21 protein-coding genes are annotated in these 23,544 nt (G+C 71.0%); 6 read left to right on the top strand and 15 right to left on the bottom strand.

Annotation, left to right across the window (positions count from 1 at the left end; genetic code table 11):
- Positions 1-828, bottom strand: a complete 828-nt coding sequence (locus WMF12_RS18475) for a hypothetical protein (protein WP_437872877.1) — start codon at positions 826-828, stop codon at positions 1-3.
- A 696-nt stretch (positions 829-1,524) separates the two neighbouring features.
- Between WMF12_RS18475 and WMF12_RS18470 the strand changes: the two genes are divergently transcribed.
- Positions 1,525-1,968 carry a CBS domain-containing protein gene (locus WMF12_RS18470; RefSeq protein WP_437872876.1) on the top strand — a complete coding sequence of 148 codons (444 nt, stop codon included), beginning with the start codon at positions 1,525-1,527 and terminating at the stop codon, positions 1,966-1,968.
- 83 nt (positions 1,969-2,051) lie between these two features.
- On the opposite strand, the gene WMF12_RS18465 is transcribed toward WMF12_RS18470, so the two are convergent.
- The 11 genes from WMF12_RS18465 to WMF12_RS18415 form a co-directional block, all read right to left on the bottom strand.
- The gene (locus tag WMF12_RS18465; protein ID WP_437872875.1) at positions 2,052-4,808 is read right to left on the bottom strand and encodes a hypothetical protein; all 2,757 of its coding nucleotides are present in this window, start codon (positions 4,806-4,808) and stop codon (positions 2,052-2,054) included.
- A gap of 28 nt (positions 4,809-4,836) precedes the next feature.
- Positions 4,837-7,020, bottom strand: coding sequence for a hypothetical protein (locus WMF12_RS18460; RefSeq protein WP_437872874.1), 2,184 nt, complete (start codon positions 7,018-7,020; stop codon positions 4,837-4,839).
- Positions 7,021-7,186: 166 nt separating this feature from the next.
- A complete protein-coding gene (locus tag WMF12_RS18455) occupies positions 7,187-7,999 on the bottom strand; it encodes a metallophosphoesterase family protein (protein WP_437746962.1) in 813 nt (270 codons plus the stop codon).
- A 14-nt stretch (positions 8,000-8,013) separates the two neighbouring features.
- The gene (locus WMF12_RS18450) at positions 8,014-8,364 is read right to left on the bottom strand and encodes a BolA family protein (protein WP_437872873.1); all 351 of its coding nucleotides are present in this window, start codon (positions 8,362-8,364) and stop codon (positions 8,014-8,016) included.
- 124 nt (positions 8,365-8,488) lie between these two features.
- Entirely contained in the window at positions 8,489-9,856 is a 1,368-nt protein-coding gene (locus WMF12_RS18445) for a hypothetical protein (RefSeq protein ID WP_437872872.1), read from the bottom strand.
- A gap of 125 nt (positions 9,857-9,981) precedes the next feature.
- Positions 9,982-10,998 (bottom strand): ABC transporter ATP-binding protein, encoded by a 1,017-nt coding sequence (locus tag WMF12_RS18440; RefSeq protein WP_437872871.1) that lies wholly within the window; start codon positions 10,996-10,998, stop codon positions 9,982-9,984.
- Positions 10,995-12,008: an ABC transporter ATP-binding protein gene (locus WMF12_RS18435; RefSeq protein ID WP_437872870.1), complete on the bottom strand. Its 1,014-nt coding sequence runs from the start codon at positions 12,006-12,008 to the stop codon at positions 10,995-10,997. Before WMF12_RS18435 ends, WMF12_RS18440 begins: the two co-directional genes overlap by 4 nt.
- Positions 12,009-12,053: 45 nt before the next feature.
- Positions 12,054-13,115: an ABC transporter permease gene (locus WMF12_RS18430; protein WP_437872868.1), complete on the bottom strand. Its 1,062-nt coding sequence runs from the start codon at positions 13,113-13,115 to the stop codon at positions 12,054-12,056.
- A 2-nt stretch (positions 13,116-13,117) separates the two neighbouring features.
- The gene (locus WMF12_RS18425) at positions 13,118-14,038 is read right to left on the bottom strand and encodes an ABC transporter permease (RefSeq protein ID WP_012236088.1); all 921 of its coding nucleotides are present in this window, start codon (positions 14,036-14,038) and stop codon (positions 13,118-13,120) included.
- Positions 14,039-14,300: 262 nt separating this feature from the next.
- A complete protein-coding gene (locus WMF12_RS18420) occupies positions 14,301-14,660 on the bottom strand; it encodes a glutaredoxin (protein ID WP_437746957.1) in 360 nt (119 codons plus the stop codon).
- 198 nt (positions 14,661-14,858) lie between these two features.
- The gene (locus WMF12_RS18415; protein ID WP_437872866.1) at positions 14,859-15,827 is read right to left on the bottom strand and encodes a quinone oxidoreductase family protein; all 969 of its coding nucleotides are present in this window, start codon (positions 15,825-15,827) and stop codon (positions 14,859-14,861) included.
- 114 nt (positions 15,828-15,941) lie between these two features.
- On the opposite strand from WMF12_RS18415, the gene WMF12_RS18410 reads away from it, so the two are divergent.
- The gene (locus WMF12_RS18410; RefSeq protein ID WP_437872865.1) at positions 15,942-17,453 is read left to right on the top strand and encodes a GH1 family beta-glucosidase; all 1,512 of its coding nucleotides are present in this window, start codon (positions 15,942-15,944) and stop codon (positions 17,451-17,453) included.
- Between the two features lie 206 nt (positions 17,454-17,659).
- The gene (locus WMF12_RS18405) at positions 17,660-19,159 is read left to right on the top strand and encodes a hypothetical protein (RefSeq protein ID WP_437872862.1); all 1,500 of its coding nucleotides are present in this window, start codon (positions 17,660-17,662) and stop codon (positions 19,157-19,159) included.
- A 124-nt stretch (positions 19,160-19,283) separates the two neighbouring features.
- Here WMF12_RS18405 and WMF12_RS18400 read toward each other — a convergent pair whose 3' ends face one another.
- Positions 19,284-20,117, bottom strand: coding sequence for a class I SAM-dependent methyltransferase (locus WMF12_RS18400; RefSeq protein WP_437872861.1), 834 nt, complete (start codon positions 20,115-20,117; stop codon positions 19,284-19,286).
- Between the two features lie 298 nt (positions 20,118-20,415).
- Here WMF12_RS18400 and WMF12_RS18395 point away from each other — a divergent pair, with 298 nt between their 5' ends.
- Positions 20,416-20,820, top strand: a complete 405-nt coding sequence (locus WMF12_RS18395; protein WP_437553661.1) for a hypothetical protein — start codon at positions 20,416-20,418, stop codon at positions 20,818-20,820.
- A gap of 111 nt (positions 20,821-20,931) precedes the next feature.
- Here the strand turns inward: WMF12_RS18395 and WMF12_RS18390 are convergent, their stop codons facing one another.
- On the bottom strand, positions 20,932-21,579 hold the full coding sequence (locus tag WMF12_RS18390) for a fibro-slime domain-containing protein (protein WP_437872860.1): 648 nt from the start codon (positions 21,577-21,579) through the stop codon (positions 20,932-20,934).
- A gap of 37 nt (positions 21,580-21,616) precedes the next feature.
- On the opposite strand from WMF12_RS18390, the gene WMF12_RS18385 reads away from it, so the two are divergent.
- A complete protein-coding gene (locus WMF12_RS18385; protein WP_437872859.1) occupies positions 21,617-21,883 on the top strand; it encodes a hypothetical protein in 267 nt (88 codons plus the stop codon).
- Positions 21,884-22,138: 255 nt separating this feature from the next.
- Here the strand turns inward: WMF12_RS18385 and WMF12_RS18380 are convergent, their stop codons facing one another.
- Entirely contained in the window at positions 22,139-22,693 is a 555-nt protein-coding gene (locus tag WMF12_RS18380; RefSeq protein ID WP_437872857.1) for an SDR family oxidoreductase, read from the bottom strand.
- Between WMF12_RS18380 and WMF12_RS18375 the strand changes: the two genes are divergently transcribed.
- Complete coding sequence (locus WMF12_RS18375) at positions 22,631-23,353, top strand: substrate binding domain-containing protein (RefSeq protein WP_437872856.1); 723 nt, start codon at positions 22,631-22,633, stop codon at positions 23,351-23,353. The two genes, WMF12_RS18380 and WMF12_RS18375, sit on opposite strands and share 63 nt — an antisense overlap.
- The last annotated feature ends 191 nt before the right edge of the window (positions 23,354-23,544 follow it).

Below are 23,544 nucleotides of genomic sequence, written 5' to 3'. Positions count from 1 at the left end.
TCAGCGCAGGAACACGGTGACCGAGCCGGGGTTCGGCGTCCTCTCGACGATGAGCTTGCCCGAGCTGCTGCGGATCTTGCCGCGGCAGTTCGGGAAGCTTCCGTCGCTGTTCGGCTCGTCGCACAGGCTGTCGCACGAGCCGGCGACCTTGATCGCGCACGTCTCGAGCGAGGGCCCGCAGGCGCGCGCGAGCGACGAGGCCTCGGGGGGGAGGCACGCGTTGTAGCGAGGCAGCGGCGCGAAGATGTCACCGTAGTAGGTGGCCTCGCGCGTCGGGTAGGCCGCGCGCTCGACCTTGCCGGCCTGGAGCTCCTTGCGATCTCCGCGGACGGAGATGTTCACCTTGTGCCCGAGGTAATTGACGCGGGCGAGGACGCAGCCGCTGACCCAGGACCGGCACGCTTCGTCGCAGGCGCCGCCCTCCTCGCCCCAGCTCGCCGCGAGGCCGAGCTCCCCTGGGAAGGAGAACTCGTCGCCGTCGACGGCGACGGTGAAGCCTTCACCCGCGGGCAGCGCGCAGCCCGCGACGTACTTCAGCAGGGTGCGCGCGGCCGGGTCGCGGAGCGCCTCGGCCGTGCGCGGGTGGCCCGAGAGCGCCTCGGCCGTGAGCGCGTTCGACGTGAGCGCCTTCGACGTGAGCGCGTTCGACGTGAGCGCGTTCGACGTGAGCGCGTTCGACGTCAGCGCGTTCGCCGTCTGGGCGGCCTGGGACGCGGCGTCCCCGGCGTCCTCGGCCGGAGCGTCCGGATCGAGCGCCACCGCGCACGCGCTCGCGAAGAGCGCAGCGATGGCCAGGAGGAGTGCAGCTAGCTTCGGCGAATGCTCCATGGATAACGCCCCCCTGGGATGCCCATGAGCGCATGGCCCACGAGCTCCCGAAACGACCGGCGCCGAGGCGCGGGCCAAGGGGTACGCGCATCGAACACCGGTGCGTGATCTTGTTCAGATGCACGAGCCGCGAAGAAGCCCACGAGTCGGAGCGGCCGATGGGGCCATCTCCGCTACAGAGACAAATGGAAAGATGTCACTGATACCCCGCCGGGCAAAGACCGACGCGCACGCAATGGTCTCTTTTTTTGTGTCGCGGCGCGATCGCTCTGTTGGCGCTGTTGGCGCGAGACTCCTGCTCTGTCCAAGGCATCACGGACAGCGATGCTGGGCACCGGGGACGGAGGAGCGATGGGGTGCGGTCGAAGTGCGATGGTGGCGACACGATGGCCTGTCGCCGACAGCCAACCTCCTCGCCGGGAGGCGCCCGGAAAGGCGCTCGGCGGGGAGCGATCCATCCGAGCGGACGACGGCCCGGGCCTGCGCCTCCCGGGCCCCGCCGTCGACTCCCTGAGCTCCCCCGGCGGGCCCGCTGGCCGCCGGGGCGGCCGGCAGGGGGTGCCGAGGTCGGCCGAGCCGGCCGGTGCGTTGCGCCCCCGGCCGTCCGCAGCGGTTGCGCGACGGAGGGCGCTGGGGCGGGGGCGTTGCGGAAGGACGGCGGCTGGACGGGCTGCTCGGCGCGGTGCGTCGACGCCCTTGACGTCGCTGCGTGTTGATCATTACATGCACCGGACCATGAAGGGCCATGCGCGCAATCTGATGACCGAGCGCGTTATCGCTTTGGAGCAGGGCACGCCGGTCACCGACATGTTGCAGCTGTTCGCCAACCATCACCTGAGCGGCGCGCCGGTCATCGACGGGGGGCACCACATCGTCGGGTTCGTCAGCGAGACGGATCTCCTGGGCGTGCTCCTGCGCAAGGAGTACGCAGGCATGACGGCTGCAGACGTGATGAGCACCCCGCCCATCTGCGTGGACGAGTTCATGCCCACGGACGAAGTGATGACCCTGCTGCGCGCGAACCGGATCCACCATCTGCCGGTGGTGCGCGAGGGGCGCCTCGTCGGGATCATCACCCCGCAGGACATCCTGCGCTATTTCGTGGAGTGCGTGATGCCGCTCCCGCCGACCTCCGCCTGACGTCGCGCGCCTGCCCGCGCGAGGCGCCGGTCAAGCCGAGGACGCCTCCCCGCCCGGCGCTCGACGCTGGCGCGCGCGGTGGATCAATGTAGACGAGAGGTCACGAACCACTCCGGGGAGATGTATCCGTCGGGGCTCGAGATGGGGATCGTGCAGGTCCCGTCGAGCGCGGTATAGGACTCGATCCGCGTCTCCGTGTCGAGGTACCCGACCGCCGATGCGGTGTTGCACTCATCGTACCCGGGCGGCGCGCCGCCCCCGTCGTCGAAGCGCGCGCACTCGGCGTGGGAGAGCACCGCGTAGTGCAGGTGCGAATTGCCCGGATCGCAGGGGAAGCTGTCCTTCGCCGGGCACTCCGTCCACTTGGTGTCGCAATAGAGGTTGTGTTGTCTCGGGATGTCGTCCCAATAGGCGATCTTCCCGAGCGGCGTGTCGGTGCCGATGTCCTGTCCCACGAGGGTCATCGCCAGCTCATCCACGTCGAGGTGCCCGTAGAAGGAGCAGAACCGCTTCTCCTCGCCGTTCTCCTTGAAGCGGTGCTCGACGAGCGCGATGCCGAGGTACTGCGAGCAGTTGATGCCCGCCCGGAGGAGCTTGCCAGGGGCGATCGGGAAGACGTAGGTGCCCTCCGTCCGGCCGCTCGCCTTGCCGATGTCCTCGCCGAGGTGCCGGCCCTCATTCCAGCCCGGCTTGTGGCCTATGTTCTGGATCATCTTGTGGTCGGGGAACGGGAACTGGAGGTTCCCTGTGGGCGCGATGCACGCGTCGTTCACTCGCTCGTTGACCTTGCACCCCATCGGGCAGTAGGTCGCGTGATCGAAGCGGTAGACCCGCGTCCTCTCTCGCCCGTTCTGGCCGTCGCCTTCGCGCCCCTCGCACGGTACCCAGCGCGTCGCTGCGCCCTCCTCGCGCTCGCAATACGCCTTGCACGTGTAGAGCATCCATGGGTCACCCGCGGCGTGCAGGCCGGGGTTGTGGCCGCAGTAGGCAGGGTCGTTCAGGAGGACGTCATCGCTGTTGTTGCACAGGATCGCCGCCGGGTCGGCGGTGATGTCGCTGCACGTGTTGCCGAAGAACTCCGTGATCGATCTGCAGAACGAGCTCTGGACCCCGTACGGATCCGGGCCGCAGATCCCGCACGCGGTGCCGCACGAGATCCCCGTGGCGTGCCAGCCGTCGGGGCGGTAGAGCTGCCGATCGCGGCACTCGAACACCTGCCCGCCGCGGCCGCAGACGCTCGCGCCCCGCCGCCGCGACGCCGGAGGGACCACTTTGTCCTGGTAATCGAGGATGGCGTCGCAGCGCGACGACGGGCTCGGCTCGGGCGTCGGATCCGGGATCCCGAACGGCTCCTGATCCGACGTGGCATCACACACGTCGTTTCGGCTCTTGGTGTCGAGCGGCATGCACGCCGCAGAGCACTCCTCGTAGGGCACCGGACGGCCCACGACGGCGCGCGTGGACTCCGCCGACGGCGGACAGTACGTCCAATCGTCGTAGGCGCACTGGTACAAGGTCCCAACGCGGCCGGTGATCCCGTGTTGACCGCAGAACAGATGGCGGCAGAAGCGGTTGCCGTCCGGCCCCACCCTCGTGTACACCGCGTCGGTGACCGTGGGGCACGCCTCGTCGCAGCGGTCCCAGTCGCGGATCGTCCTGGCGCCGTCCTGGGGCTGCGCGCCGGTGACCTCGTGGTAGTGCATGGCCGGCAGCTCCCGCACGGGCTTGCACTCCCCGGTGCCGCCGAGCGCTGAGCAGTCCCGATAAGGCACCGGGCGGGCGCCCGGCCCGGGGCAGGCGAAGAGCTGCGTCGCCTTTCCCTTGATCTTGATCAAGGGCTCGCCAAAGCTCCGCGCCAGGTCGTTGTTCCAGGGGCTACGAAAGACCTGATCACCGCAGAAGGTCTGGCCTTGCTCGACCGACTTCCATTTCCCGTCCTTGTCCTGGAACTGCTCCGGACAGCGACCGAACTCCGCGCCCTCCTCCTCCGGCTTGCCCGGCTCGCAGGGGCGATTGAGGTCGAGCCACCCCGCTTCTCCGCAGATCCATTCGCTGCGGTTGCCGTGGCCGAGGCCGCAGATCGTCTCGCCGCACGCGGTCGTGGTGACCTCGTTGTCGAAGCTGTCCTGCACCCCGCGGCAGGCGTTGCAGGTGCCCGCACGCTGCGTGCACGAGAGCCCCAGGCTCTGCCACCCGTCCGCGGTGCACACCATCTTCACCCCGTCGCTGCCAGCCCCGGTCGGGAAACACACGCGTTGCCCACAGGTGCGCGGGATGTGCTCGCCGCCGGCGACGGGCGGGACCTCGCACGGGCACTCGCTCGTCGCGGCGTCGGTGCACGCCCCGCGGCGGCAGCCCCCCTCGCAGATCGTCCACTCGAGCGGGATCTGCCCCGCGCCCGCGCACTGGTACAGGGCCGCGGGCTCGCCGTTCACGACGTCCGCGCCGCAGAAGGTCCCTGCGCCAGGACAGGAGAGATCCCCGCACCTGTTCCCCGGGAAGCTGCGCCAGTTGTCGTTCGCGCCGAGGTCGACGCAGTGATAGGCGATGAGGTCGCGCCCGCACACGAAGCTGTCACACCGGGTGTCCTCGATCGGGATCGCCTCGCCGTTGTAATAAAAGCCGCCGCTGCACGCGCACGCGTCGTCGTTCGCCTGCGCGCCCAGGGGCGGCGCCGCGACGGCGGGAGGGGGCGGTTCCTGGCCGCAGCCCATGCCCGCCACCACCCCGGCGGCGAGCAGCACGGCGAGCGTCCCGAGGAGGCGCACCGCCGGCACACGCCGGAGGCGGCTCGAGACAGGGCTTCGGTGCGACGGACTGCCCTCGACGCGATCACGCATGCGCTGCATCTCCCGGCTGCTCTTCAGCTCACTTCGCGATCTTGCGGACGTCCCCCGCCCGGGTCGCCCAGTAGACGAACGCCTCGTCGACGGCGATCGCGATCGCGTCGAGCTGGCCGACGGCGAGCGTCGTCACGGCGCCGCCGGCCTTCGGGACCTTGCGGATCGAGCCGACGCGGTTGGCCCAGTAGACGGCGCCGCCGTCGCCGGGATCGACGGCTATCCCGGCGGGGTTCGGCTGATCGTCGGCGAGCACCGTGAGGTCGGCGCCGTCCTTGGCGAGCCGGAACACGAACCCGTTCAGGCTGCTCCAGAAGAGGTGTTCGGCGTCGACGGCGAGGGTGTGGGGCGTGAGGTTCGTCGTGTCCACCACCTGTCCGGACGCGATCTGGCGCCGCTCGGTGCCGTCCTTGCGGAGCTTCACGACGGTGCCGTCGGTCCGGGACCAGTAGAGGTGCTCCGCGTCGCTCGCGAGCGCGCCCCCGGGCTCGGAGAACACGCCGGTGATCTCCTGCGCGCGCTGTCCGCTCGTGAGGGCGTCGACGCGGTAGATCCCGCCCTGAGAGAGCGAGGTGAACCAGACGTCGCTGCCGTCGGTGACGACCGCCCAGGGGTCGGGGATCGCGGTGGTGAGGGGGATGGCGGCGCCGCCCGACAAGGGGTACCGGAGCACGCCGGATGACCCGGTGACGATGGCGTCGGCCCCGAGCAGGGCGATGTCCTCGAAGCGGTCGGCGCTGCAGCCCACGACCCCGGGAGGAGCGCCGTTGGCGAGGCACGTCGCGCCGCCGGAGAGCTTGTCGACGCGGACGGCGATGCCGCCGGCGTGCTGGAAGCCGACCAGGTAAAGGGCGCTGTTGTCGACGACGAGGGCCGACGGCACCGCGAGGCCCGAGGCGAGCGACGTGGCGCCCGGGGCGCACTCCCCGGCGTCGCAGAGGCCGCCCGCGCAGTCGTTGCCGCACGCGCCGCAGTGGAACGGGTCCGAGGCGAGCGCGACCTCGCACCCGGTGAAGGCGTCGCCGTCGCAGTCCGCGTACCCGGCGTCGCACGCGACCTCGCAGGCGCCCGCGACGCAGGTGGCGGCGCCGTGGCGCGCGCTGCAGGTGTTGCCGCAGGCCCCGCAGTTGTCCGCGTCGCCCTCGACATCCGCCTCGCAGCCGTTCGCAGGCTCGCCGTCGCAGTCGGCGTGGCCGAGGTCGCACGCGAGCGAGCACCTGCCGGCCGCGCACGAGGGCGTCGCGTGCTGGTCGCCGCAGACGTTGCCGCAGAATCCGCAGTTGTCCACGTCGCTCGACGTGTCCCCGCAGTCGTCGCCGCCGCCCCCCGCGCCGTCGCTGCCGAGGCAGAGGCCGAACGCGCGGATCGAGCCGGTGAACGCCTCGCAGCGGGCATGGACGCCGGACATCGCGGCCAGATCGCACTCGTACGCAAGCTCAGGCTCGAGCGTCGCGCAGCACGTATCGAGCAGCGCCTCGCACGGGGCCGCGCTGAACGGCTCGTCCGGGGCGAGCCTCGGACAGCGGCCCGCGTCCGCCGCGCCGCCGAGGTAGTCGAGGCACCGCGCCGCGTCGGACTCTCCCGCGAGGGCGGCGCAGCGCTCGCGCGCCCCCTCGGGGAGCGAGGGACAGCACCGCTCCGACAGATAACCGCAGCTCTCGGCCGCGGGGTCGACGTCGGCGCAAAAGCCGTTGTCCTTGGCGTCGCTCTCCAGGAACCGGTGACACAGCTGCTCATTGCCCCGGAATCCGGTCGCGTGGCACGCTTCCCTGAGCTGCGCCGGCAGCGCCGCGCAGCACGCGTCGAGCAGGCCGGCGCAGCTCGGGCCATAGGGGACCACCGGCGCCCCACCCTCCCCGGGCCCTCCGGTGCAGAGATCGACCGCGTTGGCGCTCGCGAGGAAATCGTCGCACGCGGCGTCGTTCGCCTGGCTCGCGGCGGCGTCGCAGCCCGCGACGAGCTCTTCGGGGAGCGCGGGACAGCACGCTTCGCCGAGGTGTTCGCACCCTCGTCCAGAGCCGCTCGCCACGGGGGCACACGCGCCGAACGCGGTGCCATCCGCGCTGCACTGCTGCGCGCCGAGCGACCCGTCGGCGAGGAAACAGGCGGACAGGGCGCCTGGCGAACAGATGGCATCGTCACCGCAATCGGCGCCGAACAAGGCGAGTGCGAGGAGGAGAGCGGGGCGGAGGCGTGAGTCGTTGCGACGCATGACGGTCGGAATAACGCTAAAGCGCCCCGGAATGAGGTGTCAATTGGAGTTCCGAGCCGACGCACGCCTGAAAACGACGATCGGAACCGGGCATTGGAATGGAGCGGATCTGCCGGTCGATTCCCGACCTCGATTCTCGATTTCCCGCTCGGGCGCTCTCCGCCCCCTACCGCCGGTCGAACTGGTACCGCGCCCGCTCCGCGCCCTCGATCTCCACCACGATGCGCTTCGGGCCGAGCCGCACGACCGCGTGCGCCGCGGCGGGGCGGCCCGGCGCGTCGTCGTCGAGGTTCTCGATCAGGCTCTGGAGCGTCACGTACGGGATGCCGCGGATCACGTCGAGGTGGTTCCAGTGCAGGTGGCCGTTGAAGACGGCGAGCACGCCGTGCTCCTCGAAGAGCTTCCGCATCGCGCGCCGCTCGCGCACGAGGCAGATGTGCGGGCTCCCCTCGAACCAGCGGTTGCCCCGGAGATCCTGATCGGCCGCGCTGTGGTGCATCAGCACGATCTTGGGCAGCGGGGACGCCGCGAGGTCCTCGCCGAGCCAGGCGAGCTGCTCTGGCCCGAGCGAGATGTCGTGATCCTTGCGCTCGCGCGTGTGAAGGACCGTGAAGTGGAAGCCGCCGCGGTCGAAGGCGTAGTGGAGCCGCGTCGCCTCGGGTCTGCCCCAGGCGGACAGCAGCTCGGCCTCGCTCAGGTGGATCACGTCGTGGTTGCCGGCGACGTGGAAGAGCTCGGCCTTCAGGCCGCCGAGCGCGGCCATGCAGGCGCCGTAGCGCTCCCGGTCCGCCTCGGGCCCCTCGTCCTCGATGTCGTCGCCCAGGTTCACGACGAGATCGGGCCGCGTGATCTCGTTCATCCGCCTCACGAAGGCGCGGGTCAGCTCGGGCGCCTCGCCCGTGAGCTTGCGCAGCTTGCCCCCGAACGACGCCTCCGGGCCGAAGTGCAGGTCCGAGACGAGGGCGACGACGAGCTCCATGCGCGCCTCGCCGCTCAGCCCGACTTGGCGCCGGGCTCCGGCGCAGCCTTGGAGCCGCCCAGGCACGGGGGAGAGCGGAAGTCCGCGCCCCCCTGCCGCTCCCACTCGTCCGGCGTCATCGCGCGGATCGTCAGGGCGTGCAGCCCGGAGCGGAACTCCTCGCGCACCAGCTCGTTGACCCGGCGGTGGCGATCGAGCGGGCTCAGGCCCCGGAATGCCTCGCTCACCACGAGCACCTTGAAGTGGGTCTCCGAGCCCACCGGCACGCTGTGCATGCGGCTCTCGTTCTCCACCTCGATGTGCACGGGATCGAGCGCGCGAACGAGCTTTCCGTGGATCGACTCCTGCTTCGTCCCTGTCGTCATGGCCGCGCGAAGCTTACCCTCCGCCGCGCCGCCGGTCACCCGTGGGACGCGGTCCCTCGCCGGCAAAGGGATCGCCCGGCGCCCCCGCCAGCGGACGAGCCGCCCGGCGCGCCCCGGCCGAGCGTCACTTCGCCTGCGGATCGGCGCGCGGCAGACCTCGCTCATCGAACAGGAGAGCGATGTCGACGTGGAACTGCGCTCTGCGAGAGGACGGCGGCGCTTGATGGGAGCTGGGCGGCGCGCGGTGGGAGCTCGGCGGCGCGCGATGGGAGCTCGGCGGCGCGCGATGGGAGCTCGGCGGCGACGCGGAATGACCGCCGTGCGCCTCGCCGTCCTGCGAGCCCAGCGCGAGCGCCTCCCGCTGCGGGGGCGCCGCGCCTGGCTGCAGGCCGATGTTCTCCGCCCACGGCTGCGCGTCGCGCTGCTCCCACGGCTGCACGTCGCGCTGCGCGGCAGGCGACGGAGGCACCTGCCGCGGAAGCGCATGCGCCGCCGGCGTATCCCGACGCGGAACCACCCCGGCCTGCTGCCGCGAGCTCGGAACGGCCTGCTGCGGCAGCGGAGCCGACGCCTCCCGCCGTGCAGACGTCGCGGCCGGCGCATCCCGACGCGCGTGCGCCCCGGCCTGCTGCGAGCCAGCCACCGGCGTATCCCGCCGCGCGTATGCCTCGGCCGGATGCGAGCCTGCCAGCGGCGTATCCCGCCGCACGTACGCTCCAGCCGCCGGCGATGCCTGCACCGGCCTGGACGCGTCCCGGCGCGCAACCACCGGGCCAGCGGCCGGCGGCGGCGGGAGCGGCGTCGGAGCGGGCAGCTCACGGCGCGCCCGCGACGAGGGCGGCCCCACCATGACCCCCAGGCGCTCCGAGCGCGGCACCGGCGCCTCGCGCGGGCGGTACGCTGCCTCCCCCGGCGCCTCCGCGCGTGAGCGCTCCGGCCGCTGCGCAGCCACGGCAGCCGCCACGCGCTCGCGGTACGCGAGCTCCTGCGCGCCCGCGCTGCGCGGCCCCGAGCGCGGCAGCGGCGTCGCCTCGGGGTCGCGCCGCGACGCCGGGTCCGCCTTCATCACCCCGATGGTCAAGCGCTCCGACCGCGGCACCGACGCGCTCTCGTCCGCCGGCATCATCGAATAGCGACCGGGCGTCAGCTGCCGCGAGCGTTGCTTGCGGCTCTCGCGCGCCGCCGTGGCCAGCAGCGCCCCGAGATCGTCTTCCACCATCGCCTCGTCGACCCGCACGAGCGTGCTGACCACGTCGCGCGCGATCTCCTCGAACGCCTCGGGAGCGAGCGCGTAAGTCGACGACGTGACCACGATGACCACCGGCCGACGCTCTTCCGCGAGCGCGGCGGCCATCGATACCGGGCACGCCTTGACGATGATCCCCACATCCATCGCCGCCGTCTGGCAGCGCTGGAGCAACGCCTGATCGCCGCCGATGAGAAGGGCCGTCGGGATCTGGGCGCGAAGCGTGGCGTCAGAGATTCGCGGCATCGGTCCAGGGATCCTAACCCCGCTACTGCACGCAGAGGTCAGGAAAATCCTGTCATCGGACATTCCACGTCATGTCTGGACAACGAGCTCAGCCGATGTGGGGTATTGCGCGCCGCCGGATCACATCACGGATGCGTAGGTGCGGTGGGCAACTCGGTGAGATGGCAGGCGGCCCAGTGCCCAGGGCGACGCTCCTCCAGCGGAGGGGCCTCGGCGCTGCACCGGTCCATCGTATAGGGACAGCGTGTGTGAAAATGGCACCCTGACGGCGGGTTCAGCGGACTCGGCACTTCGCCGACGAGGGGCAGGCGGCGGCGCGTGCGCTCCACGTCGGGATCCGGGATCGGGATCGCCGACAGCAGCGCCTGCGTGTACGGATGTTGCGGTGAACGGAAGAGCTCGTCCGGGCGAGCGCGCTCCACGATCCGGCCGAGGTACATCACCGCGATCTCGCTTGACAGGTGGCGGACCACGGCGAGGTCGTGCGCGACGAACACGTACGTGAGCGAGAGCTCGCGCTGGAGCGACGCGAGCAGGTTGACGATCTGGGCCTGGATGCTCACGTCGAGCGCGCTGACCGGCTCGTCCGCGATCACGAGCTTCGGCTTCAGGGCGAGCGCGCGGGCGATGCCGATCCTCTGCCGCTGGCCGCCGGAGAACTCGTGCGGATAGCGCCGCATGTACGAGGGCGAGAGCCCGACGAGCTCCATGAGGCGCGCCACCTCGCGCAGCGCCTCGTCGCGCGACGAGACGAGGCCGTGGGTGGAGAGCGGCTCGGCGATGAGATCGTGGACCGTCATGCGCGGGTTCAGGCTCGCGTACGGGTCCTGGAAGATCATCTGCATCTCGCGGCGCGCCTTCCGCAGCGCGCGCGGCTCGAGCGTCAGGATCTCCCGGCCGTCGATCTTCACGCTCCCCGACGTGGGCGGGACGAGGCGGAGGATGCCCCGGCCCGTCGTCGACTTGCCGCATCCGGACTCGCCGACGAGGCCCAGCGTCGCGCCGCGGTCGACGTCGAACGAGACGCCGTCGACCGCGCGCACCGTGCCGACCTGCCGCTGGAGCAGGCCGCGGCGCACCGGGAAATGGACCTTGAGATCGCGCACCGAGAGCAGCGGCGGGGGGGTTACGGCGGTGGTCATGGCGCTCGTCCTGCGACGTCCTCGACGTGGCACCGCACGACGTGCAGCGCCTTCCTGTTGCCCTCGCCCGAGACGACGCGCGGCGGCGGCGCCTCCTCCCGGCACGCCGCGATCGCGTGCGCGCAGCGCGGGTGGAACGGGCAGCCCGGCGGCAGGCGCGCGAGCGAGGGCGGCATTCCGGGGATGGGCACCAGGTCCCCGCCGCGCGCGTCGTCGAGCCGCGGGATCGAGCGCGACAGGCCGATGGTGTACGGGTGCCGGGCGGCGTGGAAGATGGCGCCGACCGGGCCCTCCTCGACGATGCGCCCGGCGTACATGACCGCGACGCGATCGGCCATCTTCGCCACGACGCCGAGGTCGTGCGTGATGAGGAGGACGGCCGCGCCGAGCGCCTCCTTCCGCTCCCCGATCAGGTCCAGGATCTGCGCCTGGATCGTGACGTCGAGCGCCGTCGTCGGCTCGTCGGCGATCAGCAGATCGGGGTCGCACAGGAGCGCCATCGCGATCATCACGCGCTGCCGCATCCCGCCCGAGAGCTGGTGCGGGTAGTCGTCGATCCGCGATGCCGCCGCGGGGATCCCGACCGCCTGCAGCATCTCGACGCTTCGCCGGCGCGCCTCGGCGCGGCCCATCCGGCGGTGGAGCTCCAGCACCTCGATGAGCTGCTCGCTCACCCGAAGGTAAGGGTTCAGCGACGTCATCGGATCCTGGAAGATCATCGCGATCCGGTCGCCGCGGACGCGCTCCATCCGCGCCTCGCTCGCCTCCACGAGGTCCTCGACGACGCCGCCCTCGGACTCGAGAAGGATCTGGCCGTCGACGATCCTGCCAGGCGGGTCGGGGATGAGCCGCAGGAGGGAGAGGCTCGTCACGCTCTTGCCCGAGCCGGACTCGCCGACGATGCCGAGGACCTCCCCGCGATCGAGGCTGAAGGAGATGCCATCGACCGCGCGGACCACTCCCTCCTCGGTGAAGAAGTGGGTCTTCAGGTTCTTGACCTCGAGCAGCATGGTCCGTGCGGGCGCGCGCGTCCCGGAGATGGAGCGCGGCGCCCTTCAGTCCTTTCGGATGCGAGGATCCAGGGCGTCGCGGAGCCCGTCGCCGAGGAAGTTAAAGCAGATCAGCGTGAGCGCGAGCATCAGCGCCGGGAAGACGAGCTGCCAGGGGAAGAGGTCCATCGCGTCGGCGCCGGTGGACGCGAGCAGGCCCCAGCTCGACAGCGGCTCCTGCGTGCCGAGGCCGAGGAAGCTCAGGAACGCCTCGGTCATCATCACCTCGGGGATGGTGAGCGTCGTGTAGACGATGATCGGGCCCACCGCGTTCGGCACGAGGTGCCGGAAGATCAGCGCGGCGTGCCCGACGCCGATCGAGCGCGCCGACTCGATGAACGGCTGGCCGCGCAGCGCGATGACCTGGCCGCGGACGATGCGGGCCATGGTGAGCCAGGAGATGCCGCCGAGGGCCGCGAAGACGACGACGATCTGGAAGATGGGGAAGTAGCTCGGGTCCGACGGCTCCTTGACGAAGAGGCCGAGCGCGACCTTCCAGGCGCGGTAGAGGACCGTCTGGTCGTTCGCGAAGAAGACCATCAGCAGGATGACGAGGATGAGGAACGGGAACGTGTAGAGAACGTCCACGATGCGCATCATGATCGCGTCGACCTTGCCGCCGAAGTAGCCGGCTACCCCGCCCCAGCTCACGCCGATGACGAAGCTCACCAGCGTCGCGACGATGCCGACGGCGAACGAGATGCGCCCGCCGAAGAAGACGCGGGCCATCAGATCGCGGCCGAAGTAGTCGGTGCCCATCCAGTGGGCGAGCGACGGGGGCTGCGCGCCGAGCTTGAGATCCGCCTTGTCGTACCGGTAGCTCGACAGCTCCGGGACGAGGATGCAGGCGAGGATCATCGCGATGAGCACGACGCCGCAGGCGACCGCGGCGCGGTTCTTTCGGAGCCGCCGCCACGCGTCGCGGCCGAGGCTCGATCCCTGCTCCAGCGCGTCGAGCCGCAGCGGGCCGGCCGGGCTTGGTGCCGCGCCGCCCGCGCCGCCCGCGCCGCCAGGGGCGGCGGGCGGATCGCCGGGGGCGGCGGGCTGCGGGAGGGCGGCGTGGAGCATGGTCAGCGCAGCTCCACCCGCGGGTCGATGAAGGCGTACGCCACGTCGACGATCGCGTTGAAGAGCATGAGCAGGAAGCCGTAGACGAGCATGACCCCCATCACGAGGTTGTAGTCGCGGTTCGTGGCCGCCTCGACGAAGTAACGGCCCATGCCGGGGATGTTGAAGATCTTCTCGACGACGAGGGAGCCGACGAGCAGGCCGCTGAAGCCGGGGCCGAGGAAGCTCACGACCGGGAGCAGCCCGCCCCGGAGCGCGTGCTTCAGGACGACCTTGCGCTCGGAGAGCCCCTTGGCGCGGGCGGTGCGGATGAAATCAGAGCGGATCACCTCGAGCATCCCGCCGCGCGTCAGCCGGGCGATGTAGGCCGCGACCGGGAGCCCGGCGCAGATGACCGGCAGCACCATGTGCCGCCACGTCTCCCAGCGCGCCACCGGGAACCAGTAGAGCTTGAGCGAGAAGACGAGCATGAGCAGCGGGGCGAGCACGTACCGCGGCACGCTGAGGCCGACCATGGCGACCCCCATGGCCGCCGTGTCCTTCCAGGTGTTCTGGCGGATCGCGCCGATGATGCCGAGCGGGATGCCCGTCGCGAGGGCGAAGAGCATCGCCCAGCACCCGAGCTGCATCGACACGGGCAGGCTGAGCGCGATGATCTCGTTGACGGTGCGGTTCGGGTACTTGAACGTCGGGCCCAGGTCGCCTCGGGTGACGAGCGCAAGGAGCCAGTCGCCATACTGCTTCAGCACCGGATCGTTCAGGTGGTACTTGGCGTCGAGCTGCCGCTGGACCTCGACGGGCACCGCCCGCTCCTGGTCGAACGGGCCGCCCGGCACGATGCGCACCAGCACGAACACCAGGGTGGCGACGAGGAAGAGCGTGGGGATGATGGAGAGCAGCCGCTTGATGGCGTAGGAGCTCACGGCGCGCCGCCTCCCGGCCGCCGGGCCGCGCCGTTCGCCTGGTCATCCCGCCGCCTTCCGTGGATCCCGAGCGATGTCACGAGGTGCCTCCGTGCTGCCGTCTTCAGCGCGGCGACCGCCGCGAGGGCGCGCCGCGACCTCCCGCATATCACGGAACCGCCGGTCGACCGCGGCGTTTCGCGCGGCACGTCGCGCTGCGCGAAGCGCCGCGGCCGAGGCGGCCTGCGCGCTGTGCCCGGCGTTCATGCGCGCATGTTCACGGCTAGCCCTTGAGCTTGCCCTGATCGCGGAGCTTCACGAGCTCCGCGTAGCCGCCTTCGAGGACCCCGCCGACGAACACCATGGGGAACGTCGGAAAGCCGGCCCAGAGCTTGATGGCGAGCCGCTCCTTCCACCTGGAGAGGTAACTCCCGTACTCCAGGTAGGTATATTTCACGCCCTCTCCGTCGAGCAGCTGGCGTGCCTTCTTCACGAAGGGATTCTGGGCCATCCCGACGAGGACCACCCGGTCGCGGCTCACCGCCGCCGCGACCTCGTCGACGATGGACCGATGAAATCCGGCGATCTGCGACTTCACCGTGTCCGAGATCTTCTCGGGAGCAAGCGTGGGACGTTCGGCCATGGAATGAGCACCTCCGCGCCGGGAGCGTACCGGCCCGAAGACGACACGGTCAACGGCCGGATTGGCCGGAGGCTGCTCGCGTACAGCGCACGTCTGCACGCCTGAGAGAACCAGAGAGACAAGGAGCTCCCGCAGCGGGGCCGAACTTCCCAGCTCCTCCGCGCCTCGAATCGCGCCTCCGCGCGACGATTCCGTCCGTTACGGGATGAGCAGCACCTTCCCCGTCGTCGCCCGCCCGGCGAGCGCGCGGTGCGCCTCCGCCGCCTCGGCGAGGGGGTACGTGGCGCCGATCGAGATCGTGAGCTCGCCGCGCGCGATCGCGCCGAGCACGTCGGTGGCGCGCTCGAGCAGCTCCTCGCGCGTCGCGGTGTAGTGGCCGAGGCTCGGCCGCGTGAGGTAGAGCGACCCCTTCTGGTTCAGGATCTGCGGGTCGAACGACGGCACCGGCCCGCTCGACTGGCCGAAGAGCACCATCGTGCCGCGCAGGCGGAGCGCGCCCAGGCCCTTCACGAACGTGTCGCTCCCGACGCCGTCGTAGACGACGTGGACGCCAGCGCCGCCCGTGAGCCGGCGCGCCTCCGCCTCGAAATCGGCCTTCGTGTACAGGATCACCTCGTCGGCGCCGGCGCCTCGCGCGAGGCGCGCCTTCTCCTCGGTCGAGACGGTGCCGATCACGCGCGCGCCGAGCCGCTTCGCCATCTGGCACAGGAGCAGGCCGACCCCGCCCGCGGCCGCGTGGATGAGGCACGTGTGGCCGGGGCCGAGCGGGAACGTGGCGCGCACGAGGTACTGCGCCGTGATGCCCTGGAGCATCGCGGCCGCGGCGCGCTTCGCGCCGACGCCCGCGGGCACGGGGACGAGCTTCGCGGCCGGGATCCGGACGTGCGTCGCGTACGAGCCGGGGCCGCCGGTCCACGCGACCTCGTCCCCTTCCCTCACCTCGGTGACGGACGGCCCCACCGCCTCGACGCGCCCCGCGCCCTCGAGGCCGAGCGGGATGGGCGGCTCGAGCTTGTACTGGCCGCTCCGCTGGTAGATGTCGATGAAGTTCACGCCGGCGGCCTCGACGCGGACCACGGCTTCCCCCGGGCCCGGCGTGGGCGTGGGGAGCTCCTCCAGCGTCATCACCTCGGGGCCGCCTGCGGCTTTCGGTCGGATCGCGAGCATGCCGCCCATGTTGTCGAGCCGCGCTGGGCCGTCAAGCGACCGGCGCGATCATCGACCCGCATCGACGCGCATCGAACCCATTGCTGTCCCGCGCACGCCGTGGATGATGCCTCCATGGCTCTCCATCCTTCCGAGTCGCTCTCCGCGAGCAACGCCTCGTCCGCCTCGCCTTCCTCCGCGCCCCCGCCTGTGACCGCCGCCTCGGCCGGCGCAGGCCGAGCAAACGCGACGGCCGCGCCGTTTCCCGCGGACTTCCTGTGGGGCACGGCCACCGCGGCCTACCAGATCGAAGGCGCCGCCAGCGAGGATGGCCGGACGCCCTCCGTGTGGGACGTCTTCTCGAAGACCCCTGGGAAGGTCTTCGAAGGGCACACCGGAGACGTCGCCTGCGACCACTACCACCGTTACAAGGAAGATGTCGGGCTGCTCGCCGAGCTCGGGGTCAAGAGCTATCGCTTCAGCGTCTCGTGGACGCGGGTCCTCCCGGACGGCACGGGCAAGGTCAACCCGAAGGGGCTCGACTTCTACGATCGCCTCGTCGACGAGCTCCTCCGCGCCGGCATCGTGCCCATGTGCACGCTCTTCCACTGGGACTTCCCCCAGGCGCTCCAGGATCGCGGCGGGTTCCTCCAGCGCGACGTCGCCGACTGGTTCGCGGACTACACGACCGTCGTCGCCCGGCGGCTCGGCGATCGCGTGCCCTGGTGGGTGACGCAGAACGAGCCGCAGGCGTTCATCGGCAACGCGCTCCTCAACGGGGTCTTCGCCCCCGGGCTCAAGCTCCCCTACCGGGAGTACCTGACCGCCGCCCACAACCAGATGCGGGCGCACGGCAAGCAGGTGGACGCCCTGCGCGCCGCGGCCACGGCGGCGAAGATCGGCTACGTGCTCGCCACCCAGGTGCAGCGCCCGGCGACCGAGGATCCGGCGGACATCGAGGCGGCGCGCGAGGCGATCTTCTCGGTCTATGACAAGAACCCCTGGAACAACGCCTGGTGGATCTGTCCGGTGCTCGAGGGGCGGTATCCGGAGAGCGGCCTCCGGCTCTTCGGCGACGACATGCCCGAGTTCCCCGCCAGCGACTTCGACCAGATCAAGCGGCCGATCGACTACCTCGGGCTCAACATGTACTCGGCGGGCACGTGGCGGCAGGGCAAGGACGGCAGGCCGGAGCGCGTCGCCTCCCCGCCGGGCTACCCGCGCGGGACGCTCGACTGGCTGCAGATCGTCCCCAGCACGCTCTACTGGGGATCGAGGTACTTCTGGGAGCGGTACAAGCTGCCCATCGGGATCACCGAGCACGGCCTGGCGACGCGGGACCAGGTCTTCCTCGACGGCAAGGTGCACGACCCGAAGCGCATCGACGTCATGCACCGGTACCTGCTCGGCCTGGCGCGGGCGGTCCAGGAGGGCGTCCCGGTCGTCGGGTACTGGGCCTGGTCGCTCCTCGACAACTTCGAGTGGGCCGAGGGCTACAAGGATCGCTTCGGGCTGGTCTACGTCGATTACGCGACGCAGCGACGGATCCCGAAGGACTCGTTCTCCTGGTACCGAGAGGTCATCGCGACCGGCGGGCGCTCGCTCCTCGGGCCGACCGCCGTCGCGTGGGACAACGTGACCGGCTGATCCCGGCGGCCCGCGGCCCGGTCCCACCCCGGGCCGCGCGGCCCACCGCCGCGCTGCGCCGCCGCTCGTCACGCTCGCGGTACAAGCGCGTCCCTCGCGCGCACCGGCGTCGAGTTCCGGCTTTCCGAGCGCCTCATCCGTGCTCCGCCTTGAACGATGATATCGTCGCGGCGAGGGAGGCAGGGATGAACAGAAGCGCGCTTTACTTGAGGAATCTTTCTCTGGCGGCTGTGCTGGCCACGCTCGGATGCAGCGGCAGCGTCAGCGTGGACGATGGGGAAGCGACGTCTGGGAGCGGCCCGGAGACGGGGGAAGGCGGTGCTGGCAGCAGCAACAGCAGCATCAGCGCGAGCAGCAGCATCAGCGCCAGCAGCAGCGCCGGCGCCGGCGCCGGCGGCAGCGCTCCCGTGTGCGAGGCGGGTTGCCTGGCGCTCGATTTCGCCCGCCAGTTCGATAACGTTGAGCCCTATGCCCTCGCCGTCGACGGTGACGGTAACATCCTCGTGACGGGAGCCTTCGATGGCGCCGTCGACTTCGGGGGCGGTCCTCTCGTGAGCACGGGCAACCTCGACGCGTTCGTCCTCAAGCTCGATCCGCTCGGCAACCACCTCTGGAGCCAGCGGTTCGGCGATCTCTCCTCCGTGATCGAGACCCAGGCCGGGTTGGCCATCGCGGCCGACGCGGCGGGGAATATCGCCGTCGCGGGCCGGTTCGGTGGAACGACGGATTTCGGCGGCGGTCCCCTGGCGAATGGGTGGGACCCGAGCGGCTTCGTCGTCCTGCTCGACGCTTCAGGACAGCACCTCTGGAGCAAGCACTTCGGAGAGGAGTCGGTCGCGGTCCGCAGCGTCGGCTTCCATCCGGCGGGCGGCGTCGTCATCGCCGGTGACTATGCGCGAGACGTGGATTTCGGCGGCGAGCCCTTGCCCAGCGTGACAGTGCCAACCGCCTTCGTCGCCAGGCTCGATGCGTCGGGCGGCCACGTCTGGAGCAGGAGCTTCGGCGGGCCGGGAGGCGCGACCGCCGAGACCCTCGCCCTTGACGCGGCGGGGAATATCGCCGTCGGGGGGAGCTTCCATGACTCCATCGACTTCGGCGGCGGCCCGCTCCACGTCGCAGCGGCCCCGGGGCACAGCGGGTCGGCCGACGTCTTCGTCGCCTCGCTCGATCCAGACGGCGAGCACCGATGGAGCCAGAGGCTCGGCGGCGTCGATAGTGACGATCACATCGCCACGGTCGTGGATGGGGCAGGCGGCGTGGTCACGCTCGGCTCCTTCTTCACGACGTTCTCGGTCGGCGACACCACGCTGACGGGCGACGGGAACAGCGTGCCCCTCGCCAGGCTCTCCGCCGGCGGCTCCGCGATGTTCGCGAGGACCTCCGCGAGAGCGCAAGCGCTCGCCACCGACGCCGCCGGCAACACCTGGCTCACCGGCACCTTCCTCGAGGGAACGGACCTCGGTTGCGGTACGATGCCCACCAAATTCGTGGGCACCTTCGTCGCCGGGCTCGACCCGCGCGGCGATGACTTCTGCAACGTCGCGTTCGAACCGTCCGAGTACGGAAGCCTGTCCCGGATCGCCCTCGGCCCCAACGGAGCGCTGGTCGCCATCGGGAAGTTCAAGGGCACGATCGATTTTGGCGCCGGACCGATCTCGAGCCCCGAAGATAGGGAATCGATGGTCGTCGTGAAGCTCCTCCGGTGACCGCGCCGGGCTCGGCGCCGGGGATGTGGTCCCTTCTCCATGGACAGCAGCGCGGTCCATCCGGCGTCGCGCCGAGAAGGAACGCAGCGCGACCCGACGGGACGGGCCGCGCTGTATTCCTTGGTCAGCGGGGTTTGCGGCCGATCGCGATGTTCGCCGTCACCGGGACACGCACGGCCCCGCCTGGCTCGGCGAAGGACTCGATGGCGGCGCGCAGCGGTCCGCGTAGCCGAGCGCGCCCGTCGCCGTCCAGCGCGGCGTAGAGGTGCATGACGGGCAGGATCTCGTCGAGATCCGTCATGACGCGGTCCACCGAAGATCCGCCCCATGCGCCGTCGACCGCGTGCACGGCGACCTCGCCGCACCCGGCCCCGAGCATCTCGGCCTTCAGGCCCTCCAGCGAGCACAGCGCCGTCATGCCCTGGGGCGGCGGATGGATCGGCGCCTCCGGGAAGGTGCGGCGATAGGCCTGCAGGAAGAGCGGCCCCGGGCCTGCCCCCTCCGGGCTCGACCAGGTCGCCACGATGACCCGGCCCCCGGGCCGGGTCGCGCGGACGAGCTCGGCCATGCCGCGGCGCCAGTCGGGGAACATCATGACGCCGAACACGGAGCAGCTCACATCGAAGGTCGCGTCCTCCACGTCCAGCGCCTGCCCGTCCATCACCCGCGCCTCGCTCCCGGCGAAGGGCTGCAGTCGCTCGCGCAGGCGCGCCGCCATGCCGCGCGCGATGTCGGTCGCGAGCACGCGCGCGCCTGCCTCGGCCGCGGCCAGCGCCAGGGCGCCCGTCCCTGCGGCGACGTCGAGCAGGCGCTCGCCCTGCCCGAGCCCGCCCGCCAGCGACAGCGCCGCGCGCGCGAAGCCCGCCGTCAACGGCTCGGCCCAGCGCTCGTAGCTGGCTGCCACGGCGGTCCAGTGCGCTTCGTCGCTGAAGTTGAGTGGTTCAGCGCTGTTCGTCATCGGTCAATCCTCTTGTCATCGATCATGGGAGAGGAGCCTGGCACCGCCCGAGGAGCGCGTCATTGGCCGGGCTTTCGGTGGCCCTGGCCTCCTTTTCGATCGCCGCACATCTCCCGCGGCCACGGCGAGGGCGGCGCGCTCCGCGGGATTGTCGCTGGCGCCCTTTCGTGCTCCCCTGGTGATCGCGGAGGAGCCCCGTGGCATCGGTCGCTCCCTCGCCGGTGCGACGCGCAGCTCGGGGTCCTCCCCTACGCTCCGCCGACCGCCGGCCCCTCAACGCAGTCGTGTGGAGGCTCCCATGTCGATCGCCGGTCCCCTCTTAGGAATCGTGATCACCCTCGTCGTGCTGGGCGTCATGGCCGTGGTGTTCGTCACCGTCTTTCTGCCCATGATGAAGAACGCGAACAAGATGCTCGCGGGCGCGAACGAGATGATCCAGGCCCAGACGGCGGCGGCCAACCTCCGCATGACGGGCCTGCCCGCGCAGGCCCGCGTGCTCGTCGTCCAGCCCACCGGCACGATGATCAACTACCAGCCGCAGTGCCGGGTCGACCTCGAGGTGTATCGCCCGAACGCGCCGCCCTACCGCGCGGCCATCCTCGCGGTCATCCATCAGATGGCGATCCCCCGCGTGCAGCCGGGCCTCGTCGTGCCGGTCAAGATCGACGCCGCCAACCCCAACAACATCGCGCTCGACGTCTGAATCCGGGCTGCCCCGCACGCGACCCTGAACGCCTGCACTCTCGCGGCGTGTGTCCCGCGGTCGGACGCCGGGCTCAGGCCTGCGACAGGGCGCGGGGCGAGCCCGGATGCCTCACAGGGGGACGTCGACGGGCACGAAGCAGGAGATGTTGGTCTCGATGCGGAAGTTCGACCCGTCGGTGTGCCGCTCCGCGTGGAAGATGTCCATTGCGTAGCTGTTGCCCGGGAAGATGCCGAGATCCTGGGCCTGGGCATCGAAGTCGATGACCCCCGTCTCCGGCCCGTGCATGCTGCCGAGATCGAGCGCGAGCTTGCCGTTGATGAAGATCCAGATGTCGTCGTCGCCCCGGAAGGTGAACGTCTGACCGGCGACGTAGCCGAACATCAGGTGAATCTCGGTGGTGAAGAGGAAGTTCTGTCTCTTGCCGTTGTTGGGCGGGGTGATCCCGAACCCCTCCTCCGGCGCCAGCGGGAAGAAATCCGCGCTGTCGAACACGTACTGCCCCGATCCGGGCGGCGACTCCTGGAGCGCGAGCTCCTTGGTGAACGTCATGTTCACGCCCGCCGCGTCCCGGTACCACTGGTTGAAGCTGTCCTCGCTCGTGATGGTCTTCTGATTGCCGACCCCGTCCCTGCAGCCGAGCGGTGTCTCCATGTCCGCGAAGCAGCCCACGGAATCGAGGAACTGCGGCTTCAGGTCGCCGTCGAGCGTCGGCTTGATGAGCTGGCGACGGACGACGTCGCCCCTGAAGTTGGCCATCTCGAAGTCGGGGTGCGTCTCCTTGAAGTCGCGATAGGTGACATCGAGGACGCTCTTGCAATCGCTGCCGCCTGCGCCGCCTGCGCCGGCGCTCGCGTTGCCCCCCGTGATGGTCCCGAAATCGTCGCCGGTCGAGCTGCTAACGCCGCTCGTCGGCGTCCCGCTGCTGCTCGCGGGCGTCCCGCTGCTGCCGCCGGACCCGGAGGTCGGGCCGCTGCTCTCGTCGGGCGTCGAAGAGCACGCCAGGGCTACCGCTGCGAAGGTCAGAAGAAAGAAAGAACGAGGGTACATGGTGCACTCCTAGAGAGCAGTAGCACAACCATATTTCGCGACTTTTGTCAACCGCGTCTCATGGCGATCGCGCGGTGAAGTGGTGCGGCAAGCGTTGCCGCAAGTGTGCCGGCAAGCTCGGGGAACATGCCTTGTTCGATGGGCCAGGCGGCGGCTGCGGCGCGCCTCCCTCGCTTCCCGCGGTTTTCTTGCTTCCCTCGCTTGCCGTCCCTGGTTTCGCGTTCCGCACCTATCGAATCCGGCCACCTCCCTGGGCGGGCTCAGGCACTCAGACGAGGCGGTGTCCCCCGTCGACGCGCAGCACCTCGCCCGTGGTGAACCCGTTCCCCATGAGGAAGAGCGCGGCGTGGGCGATGTCCGCGGGCGCGCCGACGCGCCCGACCGGGAGGCGGCGCGCGTGCTGCGCGAAGCGCTCCTGCTTGGCGCCGCCCGCGAGCGAGTCCCAGACCGGCGTGTCGACCCAGCCCGGCGACAGCGCGTTCACGCGCACCGGCGCGAGCTCCACGGCCAGGGCGCGCGCGAGCGCCATGAGCGCCCCGTTCACCGCGGCCACGACCGCCCCGCTGGGCCCCGGCCGCTCCGCCGCGATCCCCGCCGTGAACGTGAGCGAGCCGCCCGGCTCGATCCGCGCGTGCTTGGCGACGTGGAGGGCTGCCACGAGCTTCGAGTCGATCACGCGCCGCGCCGCGGCGATGTCCAGCGCGCGAATCGGCTGGTAATGGCCCTCCACCGCCGTCACCACCACATGGCGCGCCGGCGGATGCTCGTTGAACAGACTCCGCACCTCGGCCTCCTGCGTCGCGTCGGCCGGGAAGGTGCGCACCCGGCGCGGCTCCCCGAGCTCGGCCGCGGCGCGGATCGGGAGGACGAGCCCGCGGGCAGGCTCCGGGTGACGGCGCCCGTGATGACGGGCGCGCAGCGGATCGCGCCGGCGCTGTTCTCCTTCGCCGCCCGGCACCCGCGCCTGTCGCTGGAGCTCACGCTCACGAACGCGGTCGTCCCCCTGGTCGAGGAGGGCGTCGATCTCGCCTTCCGCGCCGGGCCCGTTCAGGACGCCGACCTCGTGGCGCGGCGGATGTGGTCGCTCCCGTACGCGCTGGCCGCGTCGCCGCGCCTCGTGCAGGACGCGCTCGAGGGCCGCTCGCGGCTCGCGCGCGCGTCGCTCGGGTCCGTGCCCGCGGTCCTGAGCCACCCGGGCGCCGCATGGCGCCTTCGCCGGCGGGACGGCTCCATCGAGGAGGTCCGGCCGCGCGCGCAGTTTTGCGTGAACGACCCGCGGGTGGCGATCGCCGCCGCCGCGCAGGGGCTCGGCGTGGTCTGCGCTCCCCGCGAGGTGATCGAGCAGCAGGGCGAGGCGCTCGTCGAGCTCACGATCACGGGGCGCACGGTCGAGCCCCGCCAGCTCTTCGCGGTGTACCCGTCACGGCGGCTGCTCTCCACGCGGGTGCAACTGGCGATCGACTGGGTGACGAAGCACCGCTGATCGGGGTCCTGGCGGCAGCCGTGTAAAAACCTACGGTAGCGCTCCGGCGCGGTCGCCAGCGCGGTCGAAGTGGTAGGTCCCGCTGGGGATCACGTGGGCGTGTGCGAGACACGCGCGAGGTCCTCTCGCGCAACGGGCTCGCCGACCGAGACCTCCAGGCCCTTGACGATCTCGGCGAAGCGGACGGCGCG

This window comes from Sorangium sp. So ce363, assembly GCF_051520435.1.
GTDB classification, from domain to species: Bacteria; Myxococcota_A; Polyangia; order Polyangiales; family Polyangiaceae; genus Sorangium; species Sorangium cellulosum_B.
The sequence above is the reverse complement of the archived record's forward strand: the minus strand, read 5'-3'. Positions and strand labels throughout refer to the sequence as shown.

Bases quoted from the DNA above. Each gene is read 5' to 3' on its own strand.
- WMF12_RS18475 (WP_437872877.1), bottom strand. From the start codon at position 828: ATGGAGCATTCGCCGAAGCTAGCTGCACTCCTCCTGGCCATCGCTGCG.
- WMF12_RS18465 (WP_437872875.1), bottom strand. From the start codon at position 4,808: ATGCGTGATCGCGTCGAGGGCAGTCCGTCGCACCGAAGCCCTGTCTCG.
- WMF12_RS18460 (WP_437872874.1), bottom strand. From the start codon at position 7,020: ATGCGTCGCAACGACTCACGCCTCCGCCCCGCTCTCCTCCTCGCACTC.
- WMF12_RS18455 (WP_437746962.1), bottom strand. From the start codon at position 7,999: ATGGAGCTCGTCGTCGCCCTCGTCTCGGACCTGCACTTCGGCCCGGAG.
- WMF12_RS18450 (WP_437872873.1), bottom strand. From the start codon at position 8,364: ATGACGACAGGGACGAAGCAGGAGTCGATCCACGGAAAGCTCGTTCGC.
- WMF12_RS18445 (WP_437872872.1), bottom strand. From the start codon at position 9,856: ATGCCGCGAATCTCTGACGCCACGCTTCGCGCCCAGATCCCGACGGCC.
- WMF12_RS18440 (WP_437872871.1), bottom strand. From the start codon at position 10,998: ATGACCACCGCCGTAACCCCCCCGCCGCTGCTCTCGGTGCGCGATCTC.
- WMF12_RS18435 (WP_437872870.1), bottom strand. From the start codon at position 12,008: ATGCTGCTCGAGGTCAAGAACCTGAAGACCCACTTCTTCACCGAGGAG.
- WMF12_RS18430 (WP_437872868.1), bottom strand. From the start codon at position 13,115: ATGCTCCACGCCGCCCTCCCGCAGCCCGCCGCCCCCGGCGATCCGCCC.
- WMF12_RS18420 (WP_437746957.1), bottom strand. From the start codon at position 14,660: ATGGCCGAACGTCCCACGCTTGCTCCCGAGAAGATCTCGGACACGGTG.
- WMF12_RS18415 (WP_437872866.1), bottom strand. From the start codon at position 15,827: ATGCTCGCGATCCGACCGAAAGCCGCAGGCGGCCCCGAGGTGATGACG.
- WMF12_RS18410 (WP_437872865.1), top strand. From the start codon at position 15,942: ATGGCTCTCCATCCTTCCGAGTCGCTCTCCGCGAGCAACGCCTCGTCC.
- WMF12_RS18400 (WP_437872861.1), bottom strand. From the start codon at position 20,117: ATGACGAACAGCGCTGAACCACTCAACTTCAGCGACGAAGCGCACTGG.
- WMF12_RS18395 (WP_437553661.1), top strand. From the start codon at position 20,416: ATGTCGATCGCCGGTCCCCTCTTAGGAATCGTGATCACCCTCGTCGTG.
- WMF12_RS18390 (WP_437872860.1), bottom strand. From the start codon at position 21,579: ATGGCCAACTTCAGGGGCGACGTCGTCCGTCGCCAGCTCATCAAGCCG.
- WMF12_RS18375 (WP_437872856.1), top strand. From the start codon at position 22,631: ATGCTCGTTGAACAGACTCCGCACCTCGGCCTCCTGCGTCGCGTCGGC.